The following is a 17940-nucleotide window of genomic DNA, read 5'->3' on the forward strand; positions in this document are numbered from 1 at the left end:
GATGGCTGCTGACAAAAAACATCTAACCTGGGGAATAATTCTGCTTATAAGCTTTGTAGGAGTTCTTGTACTCATATTCCTGCCAATCTACGGTCAGGGGCAGAACGGACTTGAATACAGTGATGACCTCTTTAACAAACTTGCAAAAGGCTCAGCCTATCAAATTCCAAAACTGAAAAAAGATGTGGAGAAATATAAAGGAAAGCCCCTTGATGTTGTGGTTGATGCTAAAAAGGCAGGTGATAAGCCTGGCGATGCAGAGGCAAGGGCACAGAGAATTGCCAAAGTCTTCACAATAAATGGTGCAACTGCCGAAGTTGATGGTTCAAAGGTGCACATTAAAGGCGATTTCGGAGCTATCATGGCAGCTGCCCTTGAAGACTCAGACTATATGTATAATAATAAGGGTGATTTTATAAAGAAAAAATATGACGTCTCCGATGATGAAAAAATGAAACAGATGTTCAGACAGTGGCACAATGCTCTAAGCCTTGTAAATAAGAAACTTACCCTTGACAAAAAAGCTGAAGATGCTAATTTTGTAAAAAATGTTATCACAAAAGCAATTGAGCCTGCATACAACTTCTACGGCATTCCTGCCGTCAAGATAACTGAAAAGGCAGGTGTTGCAACAGGACTTCTTGTTTTCTATGTAATCTACACAATCTGGTATGGTTTTGGAGTGCTCTATTTGTTTGAGGGTTTAGGGCTTTCCACAAAGAAAGCAAAGGTAAAGAAGGAGGTCTAAAATGGCAATTGGCGCATGTCCTTTAACAAAACTGGATAAAATACTTCTGTCAACTGACGGCTCTGAAGCAGCTAAATTTGCCGCTCAGGCAGCAGTTGAACTTGCTAAACCTTGCGGAAGTGCTCTGTATGCTATTTGCGTAGCAGAAGTTCCGATTTTTGCCGCCGAATTTATAGAGACTCTTCCACAGGCTGTTGATGCCATTGAAAAGAGGGCGAAAAAAGCTCTTGACGAGGTAAAAGAAATTGCTGACAAGGCAGGAGTTAAATGTGAAACAATCAGTTACACAGGACCTGAACCCTATAAATACATCATTGATGAAGCTATTAAAAACAGTGTAGACCTTATAATTATCGGTAAAAAAGGCGTAATGCTTGGAGCAGTAGGTAAAAAGGTTATAGGAAATGCACCCTGCAAGGTGCTTGTTGTTCCCGTTGGAGCAACTCTTAGATTCGATAAAATCCTTCTTGCCACAGACGGCTCTGTATATAGCAGTATGGCAGCTTCTGAAGCTATTGGAACGGCTAAGAGATTTAATAGCGAACTAATTGCCCTATCCGTTGCAAAGAGCGACAATGAATTGGCCTTTGCTGAGGAAGCAGTCAAAGCTGTAAAAGGTTCAGCTGAAAGTGAAGGAGTAAAAATTCAAACAGTTGTGCTTAAAGGCGAACCCTTTGAACAGATTGCAGAAGTGGCAAATAAAAATGCCGTAGGACTCATAGTTATGGGCACGTATGGCAAAACTGGTATTGAAAAATTCTTCCTCGGAAGCGTTACAGAGAGAGTTATTGGAACAGTTGCCAGGCCTGTGCTTGTAGTAAAGAAGAAATAAAAGATTATAAAGCCCTGTCATTCCCAAAAATGACAGGGCTTTATTTAAAAAATTTACTTTACTCCTATGTATAAATGAACGCAACCAAAGCTTAACGAATATGCCTTAGTATCTCTAAATCCGCTCTCCTCAAGCAGCCTTACAAACTCTCTTGGCCGATAAAAATTCTTAATTGATTCTGCAAGATATTCATAGGCTGACCGATTAGAAAAAAGCGATGCTATAAAAGGCACCACTTTTTTCAAATAGAAAACATAAAGATGTTTTAATGAGTTTTCAGGAAGAGAGAATTCAAGAATAACAACTCTTCCATCTTTCTTTATTACCCTGTAAATCTCTTTCAAAGCCTCTTGAGTTTTATGCATATTCCTTATACCAAAAGCACAGGTAACCACATCAAAAACAAAATCTCCGAAAGGAAGCTGATAGCCAGAGGCAACTGTAGCAATATAATTTTTTTTGTCTTTAAGCTTTTCTTTGCCGAAATACAGCATCTCAAAGCTTATATCTGCACCGATTACTTTTACATTTTCCTTTAAAATAACTTTAGTTGAATCTGCTGTTCCAGCAGCAAGGTCTAAAACGAGCTTTGTATTTTCATCAATAGCACTCTTTGCCATCTTCTTTCTCCAGTAAATATCTTGGCCAAGAGATAGCAATCTGTTAAGAAAGTCGTATTTATGGACAATTCTGTCGAACATTAGCCTTATTTTTTCAGTCTCGTTCATATCCAAGAATTATATCACACAAAAAATACAAGAATAAATTAATGAAAAAAATTTCATACAAAAATGTTGACAAATTTCTTCAATATTGGTATCATATGCTATATGGCAACCGTTAGCCGTCAAATTAAAAATGGTAAATTAATTAGAAGATATTTCGTGAAGTTTGTTAAAGTATAATTACCTTTGCTTTTAAAAGTTTGAAAGAGGCTTGGCCTCATAAAAAATAAAAAAGGGAGGAGACTATGACTTACACAAAGCCAAGAGATGAAAAGGATGTAATGAAACTGGTCAAAGAGCTTAATGTGAAATTTGTTAGACTCTGGTTTACTGACATACTCGGCCAGTTAAAAAGTTTTGCCGTTCCTGTAGAGGAGCTCGAGGTTGCTTTTTCAGAGGGAATGGGTTTTGATGGTTCATCAATCCATGGATTTGCAAGGATTGATGAGTCAGACATGATTGCAAGACCAGACCCAACGACTTTTGCGGTTCTTCCATGGAGGCCTAAAGAAAGCCCTGTAGCAAGAATGTTCTGCGATATCTATGAACCTGATGGAACTCCTTACAAGGGCGACCCAAGATACATACTCAAAACAAATCTTGAAAAGGCTGCTAAAAAAGGTTTTACCTTCTACCTTGGCCCAGAGCTTGAGTTTTTCTATTTCAAGGCAGACAAGAACCCTGAAATATTAGACGAAGGCGGATACTTTGACTATCCCCTTGATGCTGCTGAGGATTTAAGAAGAGATACAATTTTAGCTCTCGAACAGATGGGAATTAAAGTAGAATACTCCCACCACGAAGTAGCACCTTCTCAGCATGAGATAGACCTGAGATATGCAGAAGCATTAAACATGGCAGACATTGTCATGACCTATCGAGTGGTTGTAAAAGAAATAGCTAAAAGACATGGTGTCTATGCCACCTTCATGCCCAAACCTCTCTTTGGTGAAAACGGCAGTGGTATGCACACTCATCAATCACTCTTCAAAGGAGATAAAAACGCTTTCTTCAATCCAAAAGACCCGTTTTATCTTTCTGACATTGCAAAAAGCTACATAGCGGGTGTTTTAACGCACATTAAAGAGATTACCCTTGTGCTTAATCAGTGGGTTAACTCTTACAAAAGACTTGTTCCTGGTTATGAAGCTCCAGTTTACATATGCTGGGCAAGAAGAAACAGGTCTGCCTTAATAAGAGTTCCCCTATACAAACCTGGCAAAGAAAAAGCCACAAGAATTGAGCTAAGAAGTCCAGACCCAGCTTGTAACCCCTATCTTGCCTTTGCTTGTATGCTTAATGCCGGACTGACTGGTGTAGAGAAGAAATACAAACTCCCCGAGCCAGTAGAAAGAGACGTCTACCATCTTGCCCCTGAGGAAAGAAAAGCTCTTGGAATAGACAGCCTGCCAGGCAGTTTAATTGAAGCCATCGAGTATGCTGAAAAAAGCGATATTTTGAAGGAAACTCTGGGAGAGCACATTTTCACAAACCTCATTGAAAGCAAGAAGAAGGAATGGGATGATTATCGCATAAGAATTTTCCCTTACGAACTGGAGAGATACCTACCAATTCTATAAGCAAAGAGGGGAGGCAACTCCCCTCTTACCATCTTCCCCAAGCGCAGTAATAGTCAAAATGGTCATCATACATCTTAAGTCTCTTTTTAATGACAAAAAGTCTGTGTAGTATCACTCCAAAGACAAAGCCTCCCACATGTGCCCACCAAGCTACTCCGCCCACGTCTTGTGGTGTTAGCAAAGACCCCAAACCAGAGAAAAGCTGAATAAAAAACCACATCAGTATGTAGAAAATCGCAGGAAGGGCAAAAAAGAATGGGAAAAACAGAATTGGAAACAAAGTGATAACCCTGGCATGAGGAAACATTATCATGTATGCTCCAAGGACACCTGAGATTGCTCCTGAGGCACCTACAGTAGGAATAGTTGATGAGGGATTGATAAGACAGTGAATCCATCCTGCTCCTAAGCCGCAAAGGAGATAGAAGATTAGGAATCTGAATGAACCCATTTTGTCTTCCACATTGTCGGCAAAAATCCACATAATCCACATATTACTTAAAAGATGAAACCAACCGCCATGCAGAAACATACTTGTCAGAAATGGCAGGTAATAGAGGGGCTCAAGGGGAAGACTTTCAACAAGCATATATCGGGCAGGCACAATACCAAAGATTTGAAAAAGATGGTCTAACTCTTCTTTTCTAAACATCAGTTCAAATAGAAAAACTATACAGTTAGTGGCTATTATAAGCCATGTCATATAGGGGGTATATCTTCTTGGCAAACAGTCTCTAAGTGGTATCACTGCTATTTACTCCTTTTAATCATTATCACATTAACAACCGTTGGTATAATTGAAAGCACAATGATAGCCAGTATAAAAAAAGAGAAGTTATTTTTAACGAATGGAAGATTTCCGAAAAAATACCCCACACCTATAAAAGACCCGCTCCATAACAAACTACTCGCTATATTGTAGAGTTGAAATTTATTGTATTTCATTTTTCCTATGCCTGCTACAAATGGAGCAAATGTTCTCAAAATTGGTAAAAACCTTGCAATTACTATTGTTTTAGCACCGTATTTTTCATAAAATCTGGCAGTGGTATGAAGATGTTTTTTATTGAAAAACAAAGAGTTTTCTTTATAAAAAATTTTTGGTCCTACATACTTGCCGATATGATAGTTAAGAGTATTACCTAATACAGCGGCAAGGCTCAATAAAAAAAAGGAGCTCCAGGGACATATAAACTGCCTTGAAGAAAGTGCTCCCACGGCAAATAAAAGAGAGTCTCCTGGCAAGAACGGCGTTACAACAAAACCCGTCTCTGAAAAAATGATTAAAAACAATACTAAATATATCCAAAGACCGACCTTAGAGAATAAAGTCTCAAGATATATGTCAACATGAAGAAGAAGGTCTATTAGCTCAGACATTGCCTTTTAGAAAAATGTCCATGAGCTTAAATCCGTCTTCTAAATGAATATCGGGAGAAAGAAGAATATCCTCTGAAAAATTCCTTTTTCTATCAACTCCTTTATCTTTGCCATCGTAAATAACAAAAGGTACAGGCTCGGAAGTATGAGTTCTTAATTTTACAGGAGTAGGATGGTCTGGAAGAAGTAGAATTTTAAATTCTTTGAATCTTTCTTTTGCCTCCTGTATTATCCTACCTACGACAATTCTATCAATATCCTCAATAGCCTTAATCTTGAGTTTGTAATCTCCCTGATGACCCGCTTCATCGGGAGCTTCTATGTGAATGTAGACAAAATCAACACGCTCAAGAGCATTGAGGCCGTAAGATGCTTTACCATCATAATTCGTATCTATCCAACCAGTTGCACCAGGCACGTTTATGATGTGAAATCCTGCAAGAATTCCAAGTCCTTTTGTTAAATCGACCGCTGAGATTAGAGCTCCTGTCATATTATATTTGTCTCTGTAATTAGGCAAGTCAGGAGTTCTTCCCTGTCCCCATAGCCAGATGCTGTTAGCTGGCTTTTTGCCTTCAGAGATTCTCTTTTTGTTTACCGGGTGTTCCTTGAGAATCTCTGAAGATTTAAATATAAGCTCCTTAAGAAAACTGGCATTTTTGCCAATTGGTAAATACCTTGAAATCTCCTTTCCAGTGATATCGTGAGGAGGGGTGCATTCCACATCCTCGCTACCGTCTTTCCAAACCATAATATGCCTGTAACTTACACCTGGATAAAATCTCAAAGTCTCACTGCCGAGTTTTATGTCAATTTCTTCTATTAAAATTTTTGCTTCTTCGCTACTTATGTGCCCTGCAGAATAATCATCCATGAGAATCTGTTTCTTATCTAAGAAATTCAAAGTAACGAGATTACATCTGTAGGCTATATCATTTTTTGACAGAGTAAGTCCCATGCTTACAGCTTCAAGAGGAGCCCTACCCGTATAATATACCCGTGGGTCATAACCAAGAATGCTCAGATTTGCCACATCACTTCCTGGCGGAAAACCTTTGGGAATATTTCTCACAGACCCTGCAATACCACAGGAAGCAAGAAAATCCATATTCGGCGTATTGGCAACCTGAAGAGGTGTTTTGCCACCCAGTTCCTCAATTGGATTATCAGCAGCACCATCTGGAACAATCACTATGTATTTCATAGGAGCTTCTCCACGAAGTCTCTAACACTGTTTAAATCTGGAGGTAAAACATAAGGTTCCGCAGCAACTTTGAAAACAATATCAGGGTCTTTAAGTCCATTACCTGTAAGAGTGCATACAACAGTGCTGTCCTTTTTAAAATATCCCTGACGGTAAAGCTTAATAACACCTGCCACTGAGGCTGCAGAAGCTGGTTCACAGAAAACTCCCTCAAGAGAAGCTATCATTTTTTGTGTTTGAAGTATCTCATCATCTGTAACTGTATCAATAGTTCCTCCCGATTCATCTCTGGCTTGCACAGCCGTTTTCCAGCTGGCAGGGTTACCAATTCTAATGGCAGTTGCTACGGTTTCTGGTTTTTCAACAGGGTGTCCTAAAACAATGGGAGCTGCACCAGCAGCCTGAAAACCTAACATTTTGGGGAGAGTTTTTATTTTTCCTCTTTCCATGTATTCTTTATAACCTTTCCAGTAGGCAGAAATGTTGCCTGCATTGCCAACGGGAAGGGCGTGATAGTCAGGAACTCTTCCCAGCTGGTCACATACTTCAAAGGCTGCTGACTTCTGCCCTTCTATTCTAAAAGGATTAATCGAGTTAACTAACGTTATGGGATACTCATTAACTATAGCCCTTACTATGTTTAATGCCTGGTCAAAATTCCCTTTTATCTGAATTACTAAAGCACCATGTATCATAGCCTGAACAAGCTTTCCAGTAGCAATTTTTCCCTCTGGAATAAGGACGATTGCTTTAATACCAGCCCTTGCTGCATAGGCAGATGCAGAAGCAGAGGTATTACCTGTGGAAGCACATATCACCGCTCTTGAACCCTCTTCCACAGCTTTTGATATGGCCAATGTCATGCCTCTGTCTTTAAAAGAACCTGTCGGATTTGCTCCATCAAATTTGAGGAAAATCTCCAAGTCTATATTGAGTTCTCTGCAAAGATTATTTACTCTTATGAGTGGTGTATTTCCCTCTAAAAGCGTTACTACGGGAGTTTTTTCGCTTACAGGAAAATGCTCAAAGTACTCCCTTATTATTCCTCTCCAAGGTGATTTTGCATTCATGGCTATTCAATAATATCTCCTTCTATTAATTCAACAACAACTCCCTGCTGTCTGAGGGAGTTAATTCCCTCTGTGAGATTTTTCTCTAAACCTTCAAGCTCAAGAATCATTTCGCCAAATGTATCGGTTACTCTTGCTCTGCGAATGTTAGGCATTACATCATATTTCTTTGCCATTCTGAAAAGCACAGGCTCTTTTATTAACTCCTGCGGGAAAGTAAGCCTGACTCTTAATTTTTTAACCTCTGACATTTTTTCCTCCTTTAGTCTCTCCCTCCTGCTATGGCAGGAACAATAGAGACTTCGTCTCCATCTTTAACGAGCGTTTCCTCTCCCTGTAGAAATCTCACATCTTCCTCATTAACATAGACATTAATGAACCTTCTTATCTTACCATCCTGACAAAGTCTCTCGGCAAGCCCTGGATAGTTTTTATCAAGAGCATTAATAATGTCTATAATTCTTCCTGGTTCAGCTTCTATGGAGTCTTTTCCTCCTGTCAATTTCTGAAGGGGTGTTGGTATTAGGACTTTTACTGCCATTATTTACCTCCCTTTCTTTTCATTTATTGTTTTAAGCGCTTCTTCAAAGGAAGAAAGATTTGGTTTTATATGGTATACTTCTGCTGTTTTGCCATCTAAAACCTCTGCTGTCTTAAGTCCGTTTCCTGTAATACATAAGACTGTGCAGTCTTTTTTATCAATTTTACCTTCCTTCAACAGCTTTATATAAGTTGCAAGGGTGACTCCACCAGCTGTTTCAGCAAATATACCTTCTTTTTTTGCAAGAATCTTTATGGCATCAATAATCTCTTCATCGGAGACATCTTCCATAGCTCCTCCACTTTCTTTTACAGCCTGAAGGGCATAATAACCGTCAGCCGGATTACCTATTGCTAAAGACTTGGCTATTGTATTTGGCTTGACAGGCCTTACAACATCAGTGCCCTGTTTGTAAGCCGCTGATATGGGAGAACATCCTGTTGCTTGTGCTCCATAAATCTTTGTATCCATTTCTTTTATTATCCCTATCTCCTTAAACTCCTTGAGAGCTTTCCACACCTTTGTAAGTAAAGAGCCACTTGCACAGGGCACTACTATGCTGTCTGGAGTCTCCCAACCTAACTGCTCAACAATCTCGAAGCCAATTGTTTTTGAGCCCTCTGCATAAAAGGGTCTGATATTTATATTTACAAATGCCCATCTATATTTGTTTGCAATTTCACTACAAAGCCTGTTTACGTCATCATAATTTCCATCTACAGCAACCAGATTCGGTTCATACACAATAGATGCGAGAATTTTGCTCTGTTCAAGAGTAGAAGGGATGAAGATAAATCTATTAAAACCTGCTTTTGCACCATGTGCCGATACAGCATGGGCTAAATTACCCGTAGAAGCACAGGCAGCTGTATCAAAACCAAATTCCTTAGCCTTTGTAAGAGCAACGGCAACAACTCTATCCTTAAAGGAAAGAGTTGGATGGTTTACAGTATCATCTTTTATATAAAGTTCTTTAACTCCAAGAAATTTGGCCAAATTATCTGCCTTAACAAGGGGCGTGAAACCTGAATCGAGACCTACCTGGGGCTCACCATCTATTGGCAGAAGTTCTTTGTATCGCCAGAGTGTTTTAGGTCGTTTTTCTATAACCTTCCTTGATAAAGCCCTCTTTATTTTAGGGTAATCATAGACAGCCTCAAGCGGCCCGAAACAGAATTCACAAACATATATTGGCTCAACAGGGTATTCTCTTGCACACTCCCTGCATTTTAGCCCCTTTACATATTTCATCTCCCACCTCCAATTCTAAAGATTAATTTTTTATTTTAAACCAAATAGAACAAAGATGGCTATAATTTGGAGAGAAAATATCAGGAAACACTAAAAAACAACTCTTTTATGAAATCCTTTAGAACCCCTATATCCGTGGAGATTAGCTCCTTTTTATTACCATCAAATATGATGTTGCCGTCTTTAATGAAAATAAACCTGTCACATAGTTGCCATGCCACATATACTACATGGGTTATTATCATAAACCCTATATTGTCTCTTTCCGCCAGATCTTTTATAAGAGCCATTATTCTTCCGGAGTTTATAGGGTCCAATCCTGCTGTTGGCTCATCATAGAGAAACATCTTTGTCTTTCCTATGGCAAGAGCCCTTGCAATGGCAACTCTTCTGTGCATTCCACCGCTTAGTTCCTCAGGCATTAGTTCCTCTGCATCAGTAACCCCTACTCTGTTGAGCAATTCTCTCACCTTTCTGTAAATGTCTTCATCGGAGAGCTTTAAAACCTCACGCATAAAAAAGGCAACATTCTCTTTTACAGGCAAAGAATCAAAGAGAGCTCCTTCTTGAAAGACTATACTGAATTTTCTTCTAACAGGTATTAGTTCTTCTTCAGAAAGTTCTGTTATATCAACTCCATCAATGATAATCCTCCCTCTATCCGGTGAAATCAGACCTAAAATTAGCTTTAATATGGTAGTCTTTCCTCCACCGCTTTCACCAAGCACAGCTATACGTTCATTAAAATTAGCAGAAAAGCTCACACCTTTGAGAACCTCTCTACTTCCATAGGAGAACCACACATCATCAAAGACTATCATATGGTAAATCCTAAGAGGTAAAGTAGCACTCTCGTGAGGACAAAATCCATTGCAATTACAATAACAATTGACGTAACAACCGCCTTTGTAGTTGATGTTCTAAGTCCCTTTGCGCCTCCTCTGGTTGTAAGACCGTAAAAGCAGCTTATACATGATATAAGATAGCCAAAAATAAAAGGCTTTATTGAGCCAGAAAAGACATTCTCAAAGGTAAGCTCACGGATTATACTTGACCAGAAAAAAGACCCACTCTGATTACTTACAAAAACGGCTATATAGTAACTTCCTAAAAGACACACCAAGTCACCTATTATTGTTAGACATGGAAGCATTACCACAGAGGCAAATACACGTGGTATTACAACCTTTTTAATTGGGTCAATCCCATAAACTCTAAGAGTGTCTATCTGGTGACCAAGAATCATCGAACCTATCTCTGCTGCCTGTCCAGCCCCTACTCTTCCTATGAAAACAAGAGCAGTAACAAGAGGGCCGATTTCTCTGATAACAGCTATCCCTACAATTTTGCCGGTATACATCTTTAGTCCAAGACCACTAAGCTCTGCGCTTAGTTGAAGACTGAGAGCCATTCCCACAAATAGACAGACAAGAGAGACAATGAAAACTGATGAAGAACCGGCATATTCCATTTGCTCTATAATATCATCAAGGTAGAGAGGTTTTTTAAAAATTTTCAAGATTGAATGTATGCAAAGGGAATAGAAATTTTGCAAGTCAGAGATGAGGCTTTTAATCTTAATTTCTGATATCATGACAACAAAAATATCTTATCATAAATGCTAAATTTCCTTACACAGTTGAAATGTTATAATAGATAAAAATAAAAAGGAGGCAACTGTTATGATTTATAAACTTTCTGCTGACGAGACCTACAAAAGATGCGACGATAAAGAATTTGATTTCGAGACCACATTAGAAATTCCTCCTTTAACAGGAACAATCGGACAAGAAAGAGCTATTGCAGCTCTTGACTTTGGTCTGAATTTATACGCTAAAGGATTTAACATATATGCCCTTGGTGCACAGGGCACTGGAAAGATGAGAGCCATAAGAAGCCTTCTTGCTGAAAAAGTAAAAAATGAGCCCGTTCCACCTGATTGGTGCTATTTATATAACTTCAAAAAACCAGACAATCCAATAGCTGTAAGTCTACCGGCAGGTAAGGCACGAGAATTCCAGAAAGAAATGGAAAACCTGATTAATACTCTTAGAACAGAAATTCCCAAGGCCTTTGAATCAAAAGAATACGATAAACAGCGTAACAAAATACTCGAGGACTTTCAGCAAAAACAAAAAGAGTGGTTTTCGGCCATAGAAGAAGAAGCCAGAAACAAAGGGTTTGCCATAAGAAAAGCCCTGGCAGGACTTATAATTGTTCCAGTAAAAAGAGATGGCGAACCTTTAACAGAAGAAGAGTTCATGGCATTAGAGCCTGAAACGAGAAAACGAATTGACGAGATGGGCAAAATGCTTCAGGAGAAGCTTGATGATGTTGTTAGAGCTGTCCGTGAGGCAGACAAAATGGTAAAAGAAATGCTTCTAAAGTTAGAAAGACAGATTGCTCTTGAAGTGATTGAATCACCAATAGAAGAAATAAAAAGTAAGTATTCATACAGCGAAAAAATTATTCAGTATCTCGATGCTGTAAAAGAAGACATTCTTAACAATCTTCAAGACTTTAAAATACAAGAGGAAGTCACACCTCCTATGCCACCTTTCATGCGAATTCCTCGAGAAGTTTCTTTTGTTAAGTATACTGTTAATATTCTCGTGGATAATTCAAACACACAGGGAGCACCAGTTGTATACGAGCCTAATCCAACCTATCTGAATCTGTTTGGAAGCATTGAGTATAAGATTCAATATGGCATGGCTATAACAGATTTTACAATGATAAAGCCAGGTTCTCTACACAAGGCAAATGGTGGTTATATTGTCATAGATGCAATGGCACTTCTTAAAAATTTATTCTCCTACGATTCTCTAAAAAGAGCTCTGCGAAACAAAGAAATAAAAATCGAAGATGTATGGGAACAATACAGACTCATAACAACTTCTACTTTAAGGCCGGAACCAATACCTCTTAATATTAAAGTAATCTTAACAGGAACACCCTATCTTTACTATCTTCTTTACAACTACGACGATGAATATAAAGAACTCTTTAAAGTAAAAGCTGATTTTGACATACGAATGCCCAGAAATGAAGAAAATATTAAAAAATATGCGCAGTTTGTAGCTCTCTGTCAGAAAGAAGAAGGACTTCTGCCTTTTCATCGCTCCGCTGTTGCAAAAATTGTTGAGTATGGCTCAAGACTTGCCGAACATCAGGAAAAGCTTTCTACACAGTTTAGTTCCATTGCAGACCTTGCAAGAGAAGCCCATTTCTGGGCCAAAAAAGACGGTAAAAAAATTGTTGAAGCATCGCATGTTAAAAAAGCACTTGAGCAAAGGGTTTACAGGTCTGCAAGCATAGAGGAAAAGCTCAGAGAACTTATACTTGAGGATGTCCTAATTGTCGAAACATCAGGCAGTAAAGTGGGGCAAATTAATGGACTGGCAGTGCTTGACCTCGGTGATTACAGCTTTGGTAAGCCTTCAAGAATAACGGCAAGAGTTTATCTTGGAAAATCAGGAATTGTAAACATTGAAAGAGAAACAAAGATGTCCGGAAAAATTCATGAAAAGGCAGTAATGATTCTTTCAAGCTATCTGTTGAGTAAGTATGCCATAAAGAAGCCTATAAGTCTAAGCGCATCCCTTACTTTCGAGCAGTTATACGAAATGATAGAGGGAGACAGTGCAACCTGTGCAGAACTTTATGCCCTTTTAAGCAGTATCGCGGAAATTCCCCTAAAGCAGACAATAGCTGTTACCGGTTCTATGGACCAGAGAGGTGAGGTGCAACCGGTAGGAGGAATAAATGAAAAAATAGAAGGATTTTTCGAATTATGTAGAATTCGCGGGCTCGATGGAAGTCATGGAGTGATAATTCCGAGAAGAAATGTAAAACATCTAATGCTCAAGGAAGAGATACAATGGGCAGTGGAAAAGGGAAAATTTCACATATATGCCATAGAGTATGCTGAAGAAGGGCTTGAAATTCTTACAGATTTAAAGGCAGGCGAGCTTCAGGCAGATGGTAGTTATCCTGAGGGAACAATTAACTATTTAGTTATGAAACGCCTTGATGAAATGGCTGAAATGTTGAAGAAAAAAGATACAGACAAAAAAGACGAAAACAAAGGAACGGCAAATTCTTTATAGAAATTCCTTTTATATGGGCCTGTAATGTGTAAACTAATTTTCGTTTAATTTTCATGCGCAAAATTACACCAAATCACATAAGACATTAGCTACTATACTTGAGGAAAAGTAAATTCATGTGGGAAGTTCGAATATTATGGAGTAACTTTGTTAAAACAAAAAAAGCCTGGCGGCGACCTACTTTCCCATGACCTCCCGGTCATAGTATCATCGGCCCTGGCGGGCTTAACTTCCGTGTTCGGAATGGGAACGGGTGTTTCCCCGCCGGTATAACCACCAGACAATTTTTATAATATCACACACTCCATAAAAAATGCAAGCCCCCTTTTAATCCATATCCTTTTGTCAGCTAACTCTATGCTTATCCCTAATTTTTCCAATAAAAACTCGGTTTTTATGCTTTTCTACTTCGTGGTATAATAAAATTTATGAGAATTAAGGTCATAATAATAACAGTCTTAATAATAATCGCCTTTATGGCTGGTGCTGGTTTTGCAATTTTTAGAGACATACCGTCTATAAAGGATTTCGAAAGAATTAAAACTCCCGAGGGAACAAAGGTTTACGCTGAAGACGGTACGCTAATAGGTGAATTTAAAATCCAGAAAGGCATTTATATTCCCATTAAACAGATTCCGAAGCATCTTATTAATGCCGTTGTTGCCGTAGAGGATTCAAGATTCTGGAAGCATAAGGGCATTGACTACATCGGCATAGGAAGAGCCCTTGTTACAGATATATTTCACATGAAACTCAAAGAAGGTGGCAGCACCATAACGCAGCAGCTTGCCAAGATAATGTTTCTAACACCAGAAAAAACGCTCTCAAGAAAAGTTAAAGAAGCTTATCTTGCAATGAAAATTGAACGAGAGCTATCTAAGGAGAAAATACTGGAGCTCTATTTAAACAACGTCTACTTTGGTCACGGCGCTTATGGCGTTGAAATGGCATCAAGAATATATTTTGGTAAGCCTGTAAATCAGATAACCCTTCCCGAAGCAGCACTACTTGCAGGACTAATTAGAGCGCCAAATGCTTATTCTCCATACAATGACCTCGTAAGAGCAAAGCAAAGGCAGGAGATTGTTCTTGAAAGAATGGAAAAAGAGGAATTCATAAGTCCTCAGGAAAGAAAAAGAGCATCTAATCAGTCAATCCATTTAAGTTCCTTGAGAATCTCAACAGAGAATTATAACTACTTTCTTGAATACGTAAGAAAGCAATTAGAAGAGAATTTTGACATTGAGAAAATTTACAAGGGTAACTTGAGAGTATACACAACCTTAGACCCTCATGCTCAGATATCTGCCCAAAGAGCATTGCAGGAGGGATTAAGAGAAGTAGACAAAAGAATGGGATGGCGTGGCAGTCTTGGAAAGGTCTCTCTAAAGGAAGATACAGCAGAAGAAAAAGTTGCCTTTACTCCATCTCAGGGCGACATAGCAAGAGGAACGGTAATCTCAGTTAATCCCAATCAGGCAGTAATAAAAGCAAGGGGGATTAAAGGTAAATTAAATCTTCAGGATGCTCAGTGGGCAAGCAAGATTCTTGACCCCTCGGGAAAAATTAAAATCCTCAAAAGCTTTAAGCTTACAGACATTCTGTCACCTGGCGATATTGTGATGGTAAGATTTAAATCTGTAGGCAAAGAAATATTGTTTTCTCTCGAACAAGAACCTGAGATAGAAGGAGCACTGGCAGCATTAGACCCTCAGACTGGCTATATAAAAGCAATGGTAGGAGGCTACAGCTTTCAAAGGGGAGAATTTAACAGGGCTGTATATGCAAAAAGACAGCCGGGCAGTTCTTTCAAACCCTTTGTTTACGCTGCTGCTATAGAGAAGGGATTTAGCCCTGAGGACACTATACTTGATGAACCAATTAGCTACAGAACAGGACTCAAAGAATGGTCTCCCTCCAACTATGACGGCGAATTCTGGGGAGAGATAACCTTGAGAAGAGCCCTTGCCTTTTCAAGAAATGTTCCTACTGTAAGACTTGCCGAAACAGTAGGCATCGATTCAATTATCAATCTTGCTAAAAAAGCAGGGATAACTTCGGAGATACCCGCAGATTTGAGCCTTGCACTCGGAAGTTTGAGCCTTTCTCCGCTTGAATTAACATCTGCTTTTGCGGTTTTTGCCAATGGCGGAAAAAAGATAAAGCCCATAGCTATAAAATATGTAACGGATAATACGGGAAAAATTATTCTTCAGAATGAACCTCAGCCTGAGGAAGTTCTTTCACCAGAAGTAGCTTACACTATTACAGAGATGCTCAAAGATGTAGTTGCCTACGGAACTGGAACAAGAGCCAACATTGGTAGACCCGTAGCAGGTAAAACAGGCACAAGTAATGAATTCCGAGATGCCTGGTTTGTAGGATATACTCCCCAGCTTGTTGCTGGTGTGTGGGTAGGATATGACGATATGAGAAAGAGTCTCGGACATGGCGAGGCAGGTGGAAGAGCCTCTGCACCAATATGGGCTCAGTTTATGAAAGAGGTGCTCTCCAGCAGAGAAATACAAGATTTTCAGCGACCTGAGCAAGAAAGTCCAAAGGAAAGCGCCCAAAAAGATACACCACCTATTATGCCAAAGCAGTGAGACTGGGATGAGAATTCTAATAGTCGGCCTCGGAGCACTGGGAACAGTTTTTGCAACCCTTCTTAAGGCAGGTGGAAATACTGTTTATGGACTAACAAAGGAAAAGTATATTGAACAATTAGCAAACAAACCTCTAAAAGTAAGTGGTTTGTTCGGTAACAAAGAAGCCTTTTTAGACGGCATCTTTTCAAGTCCTGAAGAATTGAAACAAAAAAATTTAGACCTCATAATAATTTCAGTAAAGGCTTACGATACGGAGTTCACTATTAAGCAAATAAAGCCCTTAGTTGAGCAGAATACCCTTGTTTTATTGGCTCAAAACGGCTATGGCAATTATGAGGTTGCTATTTCTATACTGGGCAAAGAAAAAGTAATACTTGGAAGGGTAATTTTTGGTGCAAAAATCATAGAAACAGGCTCGGCAGAAGTAACCGTATTCGCCGATGATATCGTTATCGGTCATCCCGATAATCTGATAAATTTGGGAAGATTAAACGCTATCGCAGATATTTTCAATAAAGCAGGCCTTTCTACAAGAGCATCTTCAGATGTTTATGCCATACTGTGGGATAAAATACTCTACAACTCGGCTTTAAACCCTCTTGGTGCTATTCTCGAATGCACCTACGGCAGCCTTGCTGAAAATGAGGAAACAAGAACAATAATGAACAAAATTATTGAGGAGATTTTCATCGTTACTAAAGCCTATAAAATAAAGCTTAACTGGAACAGTCCTGAAGATTATCTCGAACATTTTTATACGAAACTTGTTCCACCTACTGCAAAGCATTTTCCTTCAATGTATTATGATGTTCACTCTGGCAAGAGAACAGAAATAGATGCTTTAAACGGTGCAATAGTAAAACTTGCAAAACAGAAAGGCCTGTCAGTTCCTTTCAATGAAACAATCTGCAATCTAATAAAAACTAAGGAAAAACTAAAGAGAGAGAAATCAAACTGAAGGAGCAGATATGGAGATTATAAGAATTCCCCGCATAATGAGAGAGATAACAAGAGACTTAAGAACAAAATCAAAATCCATTGGCTTTGTTCCAACAATGGGAGCTCTTCACGAAGGACACCTATCTCTTATAAGAAGAGCAAAAGATGAAAACGATATTTCTATAGTAAGCATATTTGTAAATCCAAAACAGTTCTTAGCAGGTGAAGATTTTGAAAAATATCCAAGAGATGTGGAAAGTGACAAAGAAAAGCTTATTAGGTTGGGAATTGACTATCTCTTTTTGCCAGACACCGACTCTTTGTATCCGAATGGCTACAGTACCTATGTTAATGTGGAGGGTTTAAGCGAAAAATTGTGTGGCAAGTTCAGGCCAGGCCATTTTAGAGGTGTTGCCACCGTAGTATGTAAGCTTTTCAATTTAGTCCGGCCAACGAGAGCATATTTTGGACAAAAAGACTATCAGCAGAGTTTGATTATTAAGAGAATGATAGAAGATTTAAACTTTGATACGGAACTTATAATCTGCCCTACAATGAGGGAAGAAGACGGTCTTGCAATGAGTTCAAGAAACAGCTATCTGAATGAAAGAGAAAGAGAGGCTGCGACAGTAATTTTTAAAGCATTAAAAGCAGGAGAAGCTATGCTTAAAGAGTATAAAACTCCTCAAGAGGCAACACAAAAAATGTTAGAGATACTAAAATCGCAGCCTCTTGTAACCGAAATTCAGTATGTCGGAGTTTATGACCCGTTAAATCTTGAAGAGGTAAAAGAGAAGCAAGAAAAATATCTACTTGCCATAGCTGTAAAAATTGGCCAGACCAGACTGATTGATAACGTCTTGATTTATTAAAATTGCCTTTTTTCTCAAATATTTTTTGCTCTCCCTTTTCAACCAGGAGAATTTAAGTTCCAGTAAGGTATAATAAATAG

Annotated in this window: 17 protein-coding genes and 1 rRNA gene; 7 read left to right on the forward strand and 11 right to left on the reverse strand. The window is 38.9% G+C overall.

Annotated elements, in window-relative coordinates:
- Position 1 precedes the first annotated feature (1 nt).
- A complete protein-coding gene (locus ACZ430_RS03605; protein WP_464910707.1) occupies positions 2-748 on the forward strand; it encodes a hypothetical protein in 747 nt (248 codons plus the stop codon).
- A gap of 1 nt (position 749) precedes the next feature.
- Positions 750-1580, forward strand: coding sequence for a universal stress protein (locus ACZ430_RS03610; protein ID WP_297211975.1), 831 nt, complete (start codon positions 750-752; stop codon positions 1578-1580).
- Between the two features lie 53 nt (positions 1581-1633).
- Here the strand turns inward: ACZ430_RS03610 and ACZ430_RS03615 are convergent, their stop codons facing one another.
- Positions 1634-2308, reverse strand: a complete 675-nt coding sequence (locus ACZ430_RS03615) for a ubiquinone/menaquinone biosynthesis methyltransferase (protein ID WP_297211972.1) — start codon at positions 2306-2308, stop codon at positions 1634-1636.
- 242 nt (positions 2309-2550) lie between these two features.
- On the opposite strand from ACZ430_RS03615, the gene ACZ430_RS03620 reads away from it, so the two are divergent.
- Entirely contained in the window at positions 2551-3885 is a 1335-nt protein-coding gene (locus ACZ430_RS03620; protein WP_297211969.1) for a glutamine synthetase family protein, read from the forward strand.
- 25 nt (positions 3886-3910) lie between these two features.
- Here ACZ430_RS03620 and ACZ430_RS03625 read toward each other — a convergent pair whose 3' ends face one another.
- The 9 genes from ACZ430_RS03625 to ACZ430_RS03665 form a co-directional block, all read right to left on the reverse strand.
- A complete protein-coding gene (locus tag ACZ430_RS03625) occupies positions 3911-4633 on the reverse strand; it encodes a rhomboid family intramembrane serine protease (protein WP_297211966.1) in 723 nt (240 codons plus the stop codon).
- Positions 4634-4635: 2 nt separating this feature from the next.
- Positions 4636-5265, reverse strand: a complete 630-nt coding sequence (locus ACZ430_RS03630; RefSeq protein WP_297211963.1) for a VTT domain-containing protein — start codon at positions 5263-5265, stop codon at positions 4636-4638.
- Positions 5258-6469 carry a cofactor-independent phosphoglycerate mutase gene (locus ACZ430_RS03635; protein ID WP_297211960.1) on the reverse strand — a complete coding sequence of 404 codons (1212 nt, stop codon included), beginning with the start codon at positions 6467-6469 and terminating at the stop codon, positions 5258-5260. Before ACZ430_RS03635 ends, ACZ430_RS03630 begins: the two co-directional genes overlap by 8 nt.
- On the reverse strand, positions 6466-7539 hold the full coding sequence (gene thrC, locus ACZ430_RS03640) for a threonine synthase (RefSeq protein ID WP_297211958.1): 1074 nt from the start codon (positions 7537-7539) through the stop codon (positions 6466-6468). The genes ACZ430_RS03635 and thrC (ACZ430_RS03640) overlap by 4 nt, the downstream gene beginning before the upstream one ends.
- A gap of 2 nt (positions 7540-7541) precedes the next feature.
- Positions 7542-7790, reverse strand: coding sequence for an NIL domain-containing protein (locus ACZ430_RS03645; protein ID WP_297211955.1), 249 nt, complete (start codon positions 7788-7790; stop codon positions 7542-7544).
- Positions 7791-7801: 11 nt separating this feature from the next.
- Positions 7802-8080, reverse strand: a complete 279-nt coding sequence (locus ACZ430_RS03650) for a MoaD/ThiS family protein (RefSeq protein ID WP_297211952.1) — start codon at positions 8078-8080, stop codon at positions 7802-7804.
- A gap of 3 nt (positions 8081-8083) precedes the next feature.
- Positions 8084-9331 carry a threonine synthase gene (gene thrC / locus ACZ430_RS03655; RefSeq protein WP_297211949.1) on the reverse strand — a complete coding sequence of 416 codons (1248 nt, stop codon included), beginning with the start codon at positions 9329-9331 and terminating at the stop codon, positions 8084-8086.
- 80 nt (positions 9332-9411) lie between these two features.
- The gene (locus ACZ430_RS03660; RefSeq protein ID WP_297211946.1) at positions 9412-10152 is read right to left on the reverse strand and encodes an ABC transporter ATP-binding protein; all 741 of its coding nucleotides are present in this window, start codon (positions 10150-10152) and stop codon (positions 9412-9414) included.
- On the reverse strand, positions 10149-10802 hold the full coding sequence (locus tag ACZ430_RS03665; RefSeq protein ID WP_297211942.1) for an MlaE family ABC transporter permease: 654 nt from the start codon (positions 10800-10802) through the stop codon (positions 10149-10151). The genes ACZ430_RS03660 and ACZ430_RS03665 overlap by 4 nt, the downstream gene beginning before the upstream one ends.
- A gap of 211 nt (positions 10803-11013) precedes the next feature.
- Here ACZ430_RS03665 and ACZ430_RS03670 point away from each other — a divergent pair, with 211 nt between their 5' ends.
- Positions 11014-13440 carry a Lon protease family protein gene (locus ACZ430_RS03670; RefSeq protein WP_297211938.1) on the forward strand — a complete coding sequence of 809 codons (2427 nt, stop codon included), beginning with the start codon at positions 11014-11016 and terminating at the stop codon, positions 13438-13440.
- Positions 13441-13604: 164 nt separating this feature from the next.
- Here the strand turns inward: ACZ430_RS03670 and rrf are convergent.
- Positions 13605-13721, reverse strand: a 5S ribosomal RNA gene (rrf, locus tag ACZ430_RS03675).
- Positions 13722-13868: 147 nt separating this feature from the next.
- Here rrf and ACZ430_RS03680 point away from each other — a divergent pair.
- Genes ACZ430_RS03680 through panC form a run of 3 tightly spaced genes read left to right on the forward strand, consistent with a single transcriptional unit; the run spans position 13869 to position 17860 of the window.
- Positions 13869-16046 carry a penicillin-binding protein 1A gene (locus tag ACZ430_RS03680; protein ID WP_297211935.1) on the forward strand — a complete coding sequence of 726 codons (2178 nt, stop codon included), beginning with the start codon at positions 13869-13871 and terminating at the stop codon, positions 16044-16046.
- 7 nt (positions 16047-16053) lie between these two features.
- Complete coding sequence (locus ACZ430_RS03685) at positions 16054-17007, forward strand: ketopantoate reductase family protein (RefSeq protein ID WP_297211932.1); 954 nt, start codon at positions 16054-16056, stop codon at positions 17005-17007.
- Positions 17008-17017: 10 nt separating this feature from the next.
- Positions 17018-17860: a pantoate--beta-alanine ligase gene (gene panC / locus ACZ430_RS03690; protein ID WP_297211929.1), complete on the forward strand. Its 843-nt coding sequence runs from the start codon at positions 17018-17020 to the stop codon at positions 17858-17860.
- Positions 17861-17940: the final 80 nt, after the last annotated feature.

It is taken from the genome of Thermodesulfovibrio sp. TK500a (assembly GCF_055381765.1).

Excerpts from the sequence above, each read along its gene's own strand:
- ACZ430_RS03605 (WP_464910707.1), top strand. The coding sequence starts at position 2 with ATGGCTGCTGACAAAAAACATCTAACCTGGGGAATAATTCTGCTTATA.
- ACZ430_RS03610 (WP_297211975.1), top strand. The coding sequence starts at position 750 with ATGGCAATTGGCGCATGTCCTTTAACAAAACTGGATAAAATACTTCTG.
- ACZ430_RS03615 (WP_297211972.1), bottom strand. The coding sequence starts at position 2,308 with ATGAACGAGACTGAAAAAATAAGGCTAATGTTCGACAGAATTGTCCAT.
- ACZ430_RS03620 (WP_297211969.1), top strand. The coding sequence starts at position 2,551 with ATGACTTACACAAAGCCAAGAGATGAAAAGGATGTAATGAAACTGGTC.
- ACZ430_RS03630 (WP_297211963.1), bottom strand. The coding sequence starts at position 5,265 with ATGTCTGAGCTAATAGACCTTCTTCTTCATGTTGACATATATCTTGAG.
- ACZ430_RS03635 (WP_297211960.1), bottom strand. The coding sequence starts at position 6,469 with ATGAAATACATAGTGATTGTTCCAGATGGTGCTGCTGATAATCCAATT.
- thrC (WP_297211958.1), bottom strand. The coding sequence starts at position 7,539 with ATGAATGCAAAATCACCTTGGAGAGGAATAATAAGGGAGTACTTTGAG.
- ACZ430_RS03645 (WP_297211955.1), bottom strand. The coding sequence starts at position 7,790 with ATGTCAGAGGTTAAAAAATTAAGAGTCAGGCTTACTTTCCCGCAGGAG.
- ACZ430_RS03650 (WP_297211952.1), bottom strand. The coding sequence starts at position 8,080 with ATGGCAGTAAAAGTCCTAATACCAACACCCCTTCAGAAATTGACAGGA.
- thrC (WP_297211949.1), bottom strand. The coding sequence starts at position 9,331 with ATGAAATATGTAAAGGGGCTAAAATGCAGGGAGTGTGCAAGAGAATAC.
- ACZ430_RS03660 (WP_297211946.1), bottom strand. The coding sequence starts at position 10,152 with ATGATAGTCTTTGATGATGTGTGGTTCTCCTATGGAAGTAGAGAGGTT.
- ACZ430_RS03665 (WP_297211942.1), bottom strand. The coding sequence starts at position 10,802 with ATGGAATATGCCGGTTCTTCATCAGTTTTCATTGTCTCTCTTGTCTGT.
- ACZ430_RS03670 (WP_297211938.1), top strand. The coding sequence starts at position 11,014 with ATGATTTATAAACTTTCTGCTGACGAGACCTACAAAAGATGCGACGAT.
- ACZ430_RS03680 (WP_297211935.1), top strand. The coding sequence starts at position 13,869 with ATGAGAATTAAGGTCATAATAATAACAGTCTTAATAATAATCGCCTTT.
- ACZ430_RS03685 (WP_297211932.1), top strand. The coding sequence starts at position 16,054 with ATGAGAATTCTAATAGTCGGCCTCGGAGCACTGGGAACAGTTTTTGCA.
- panC (WP_297211929.1), top strand. The coding sequence starts at position 17,018 with ATGGAGATTATAAGAATTCCCCGCATAATGAGAGAGATAACAAGAGAC.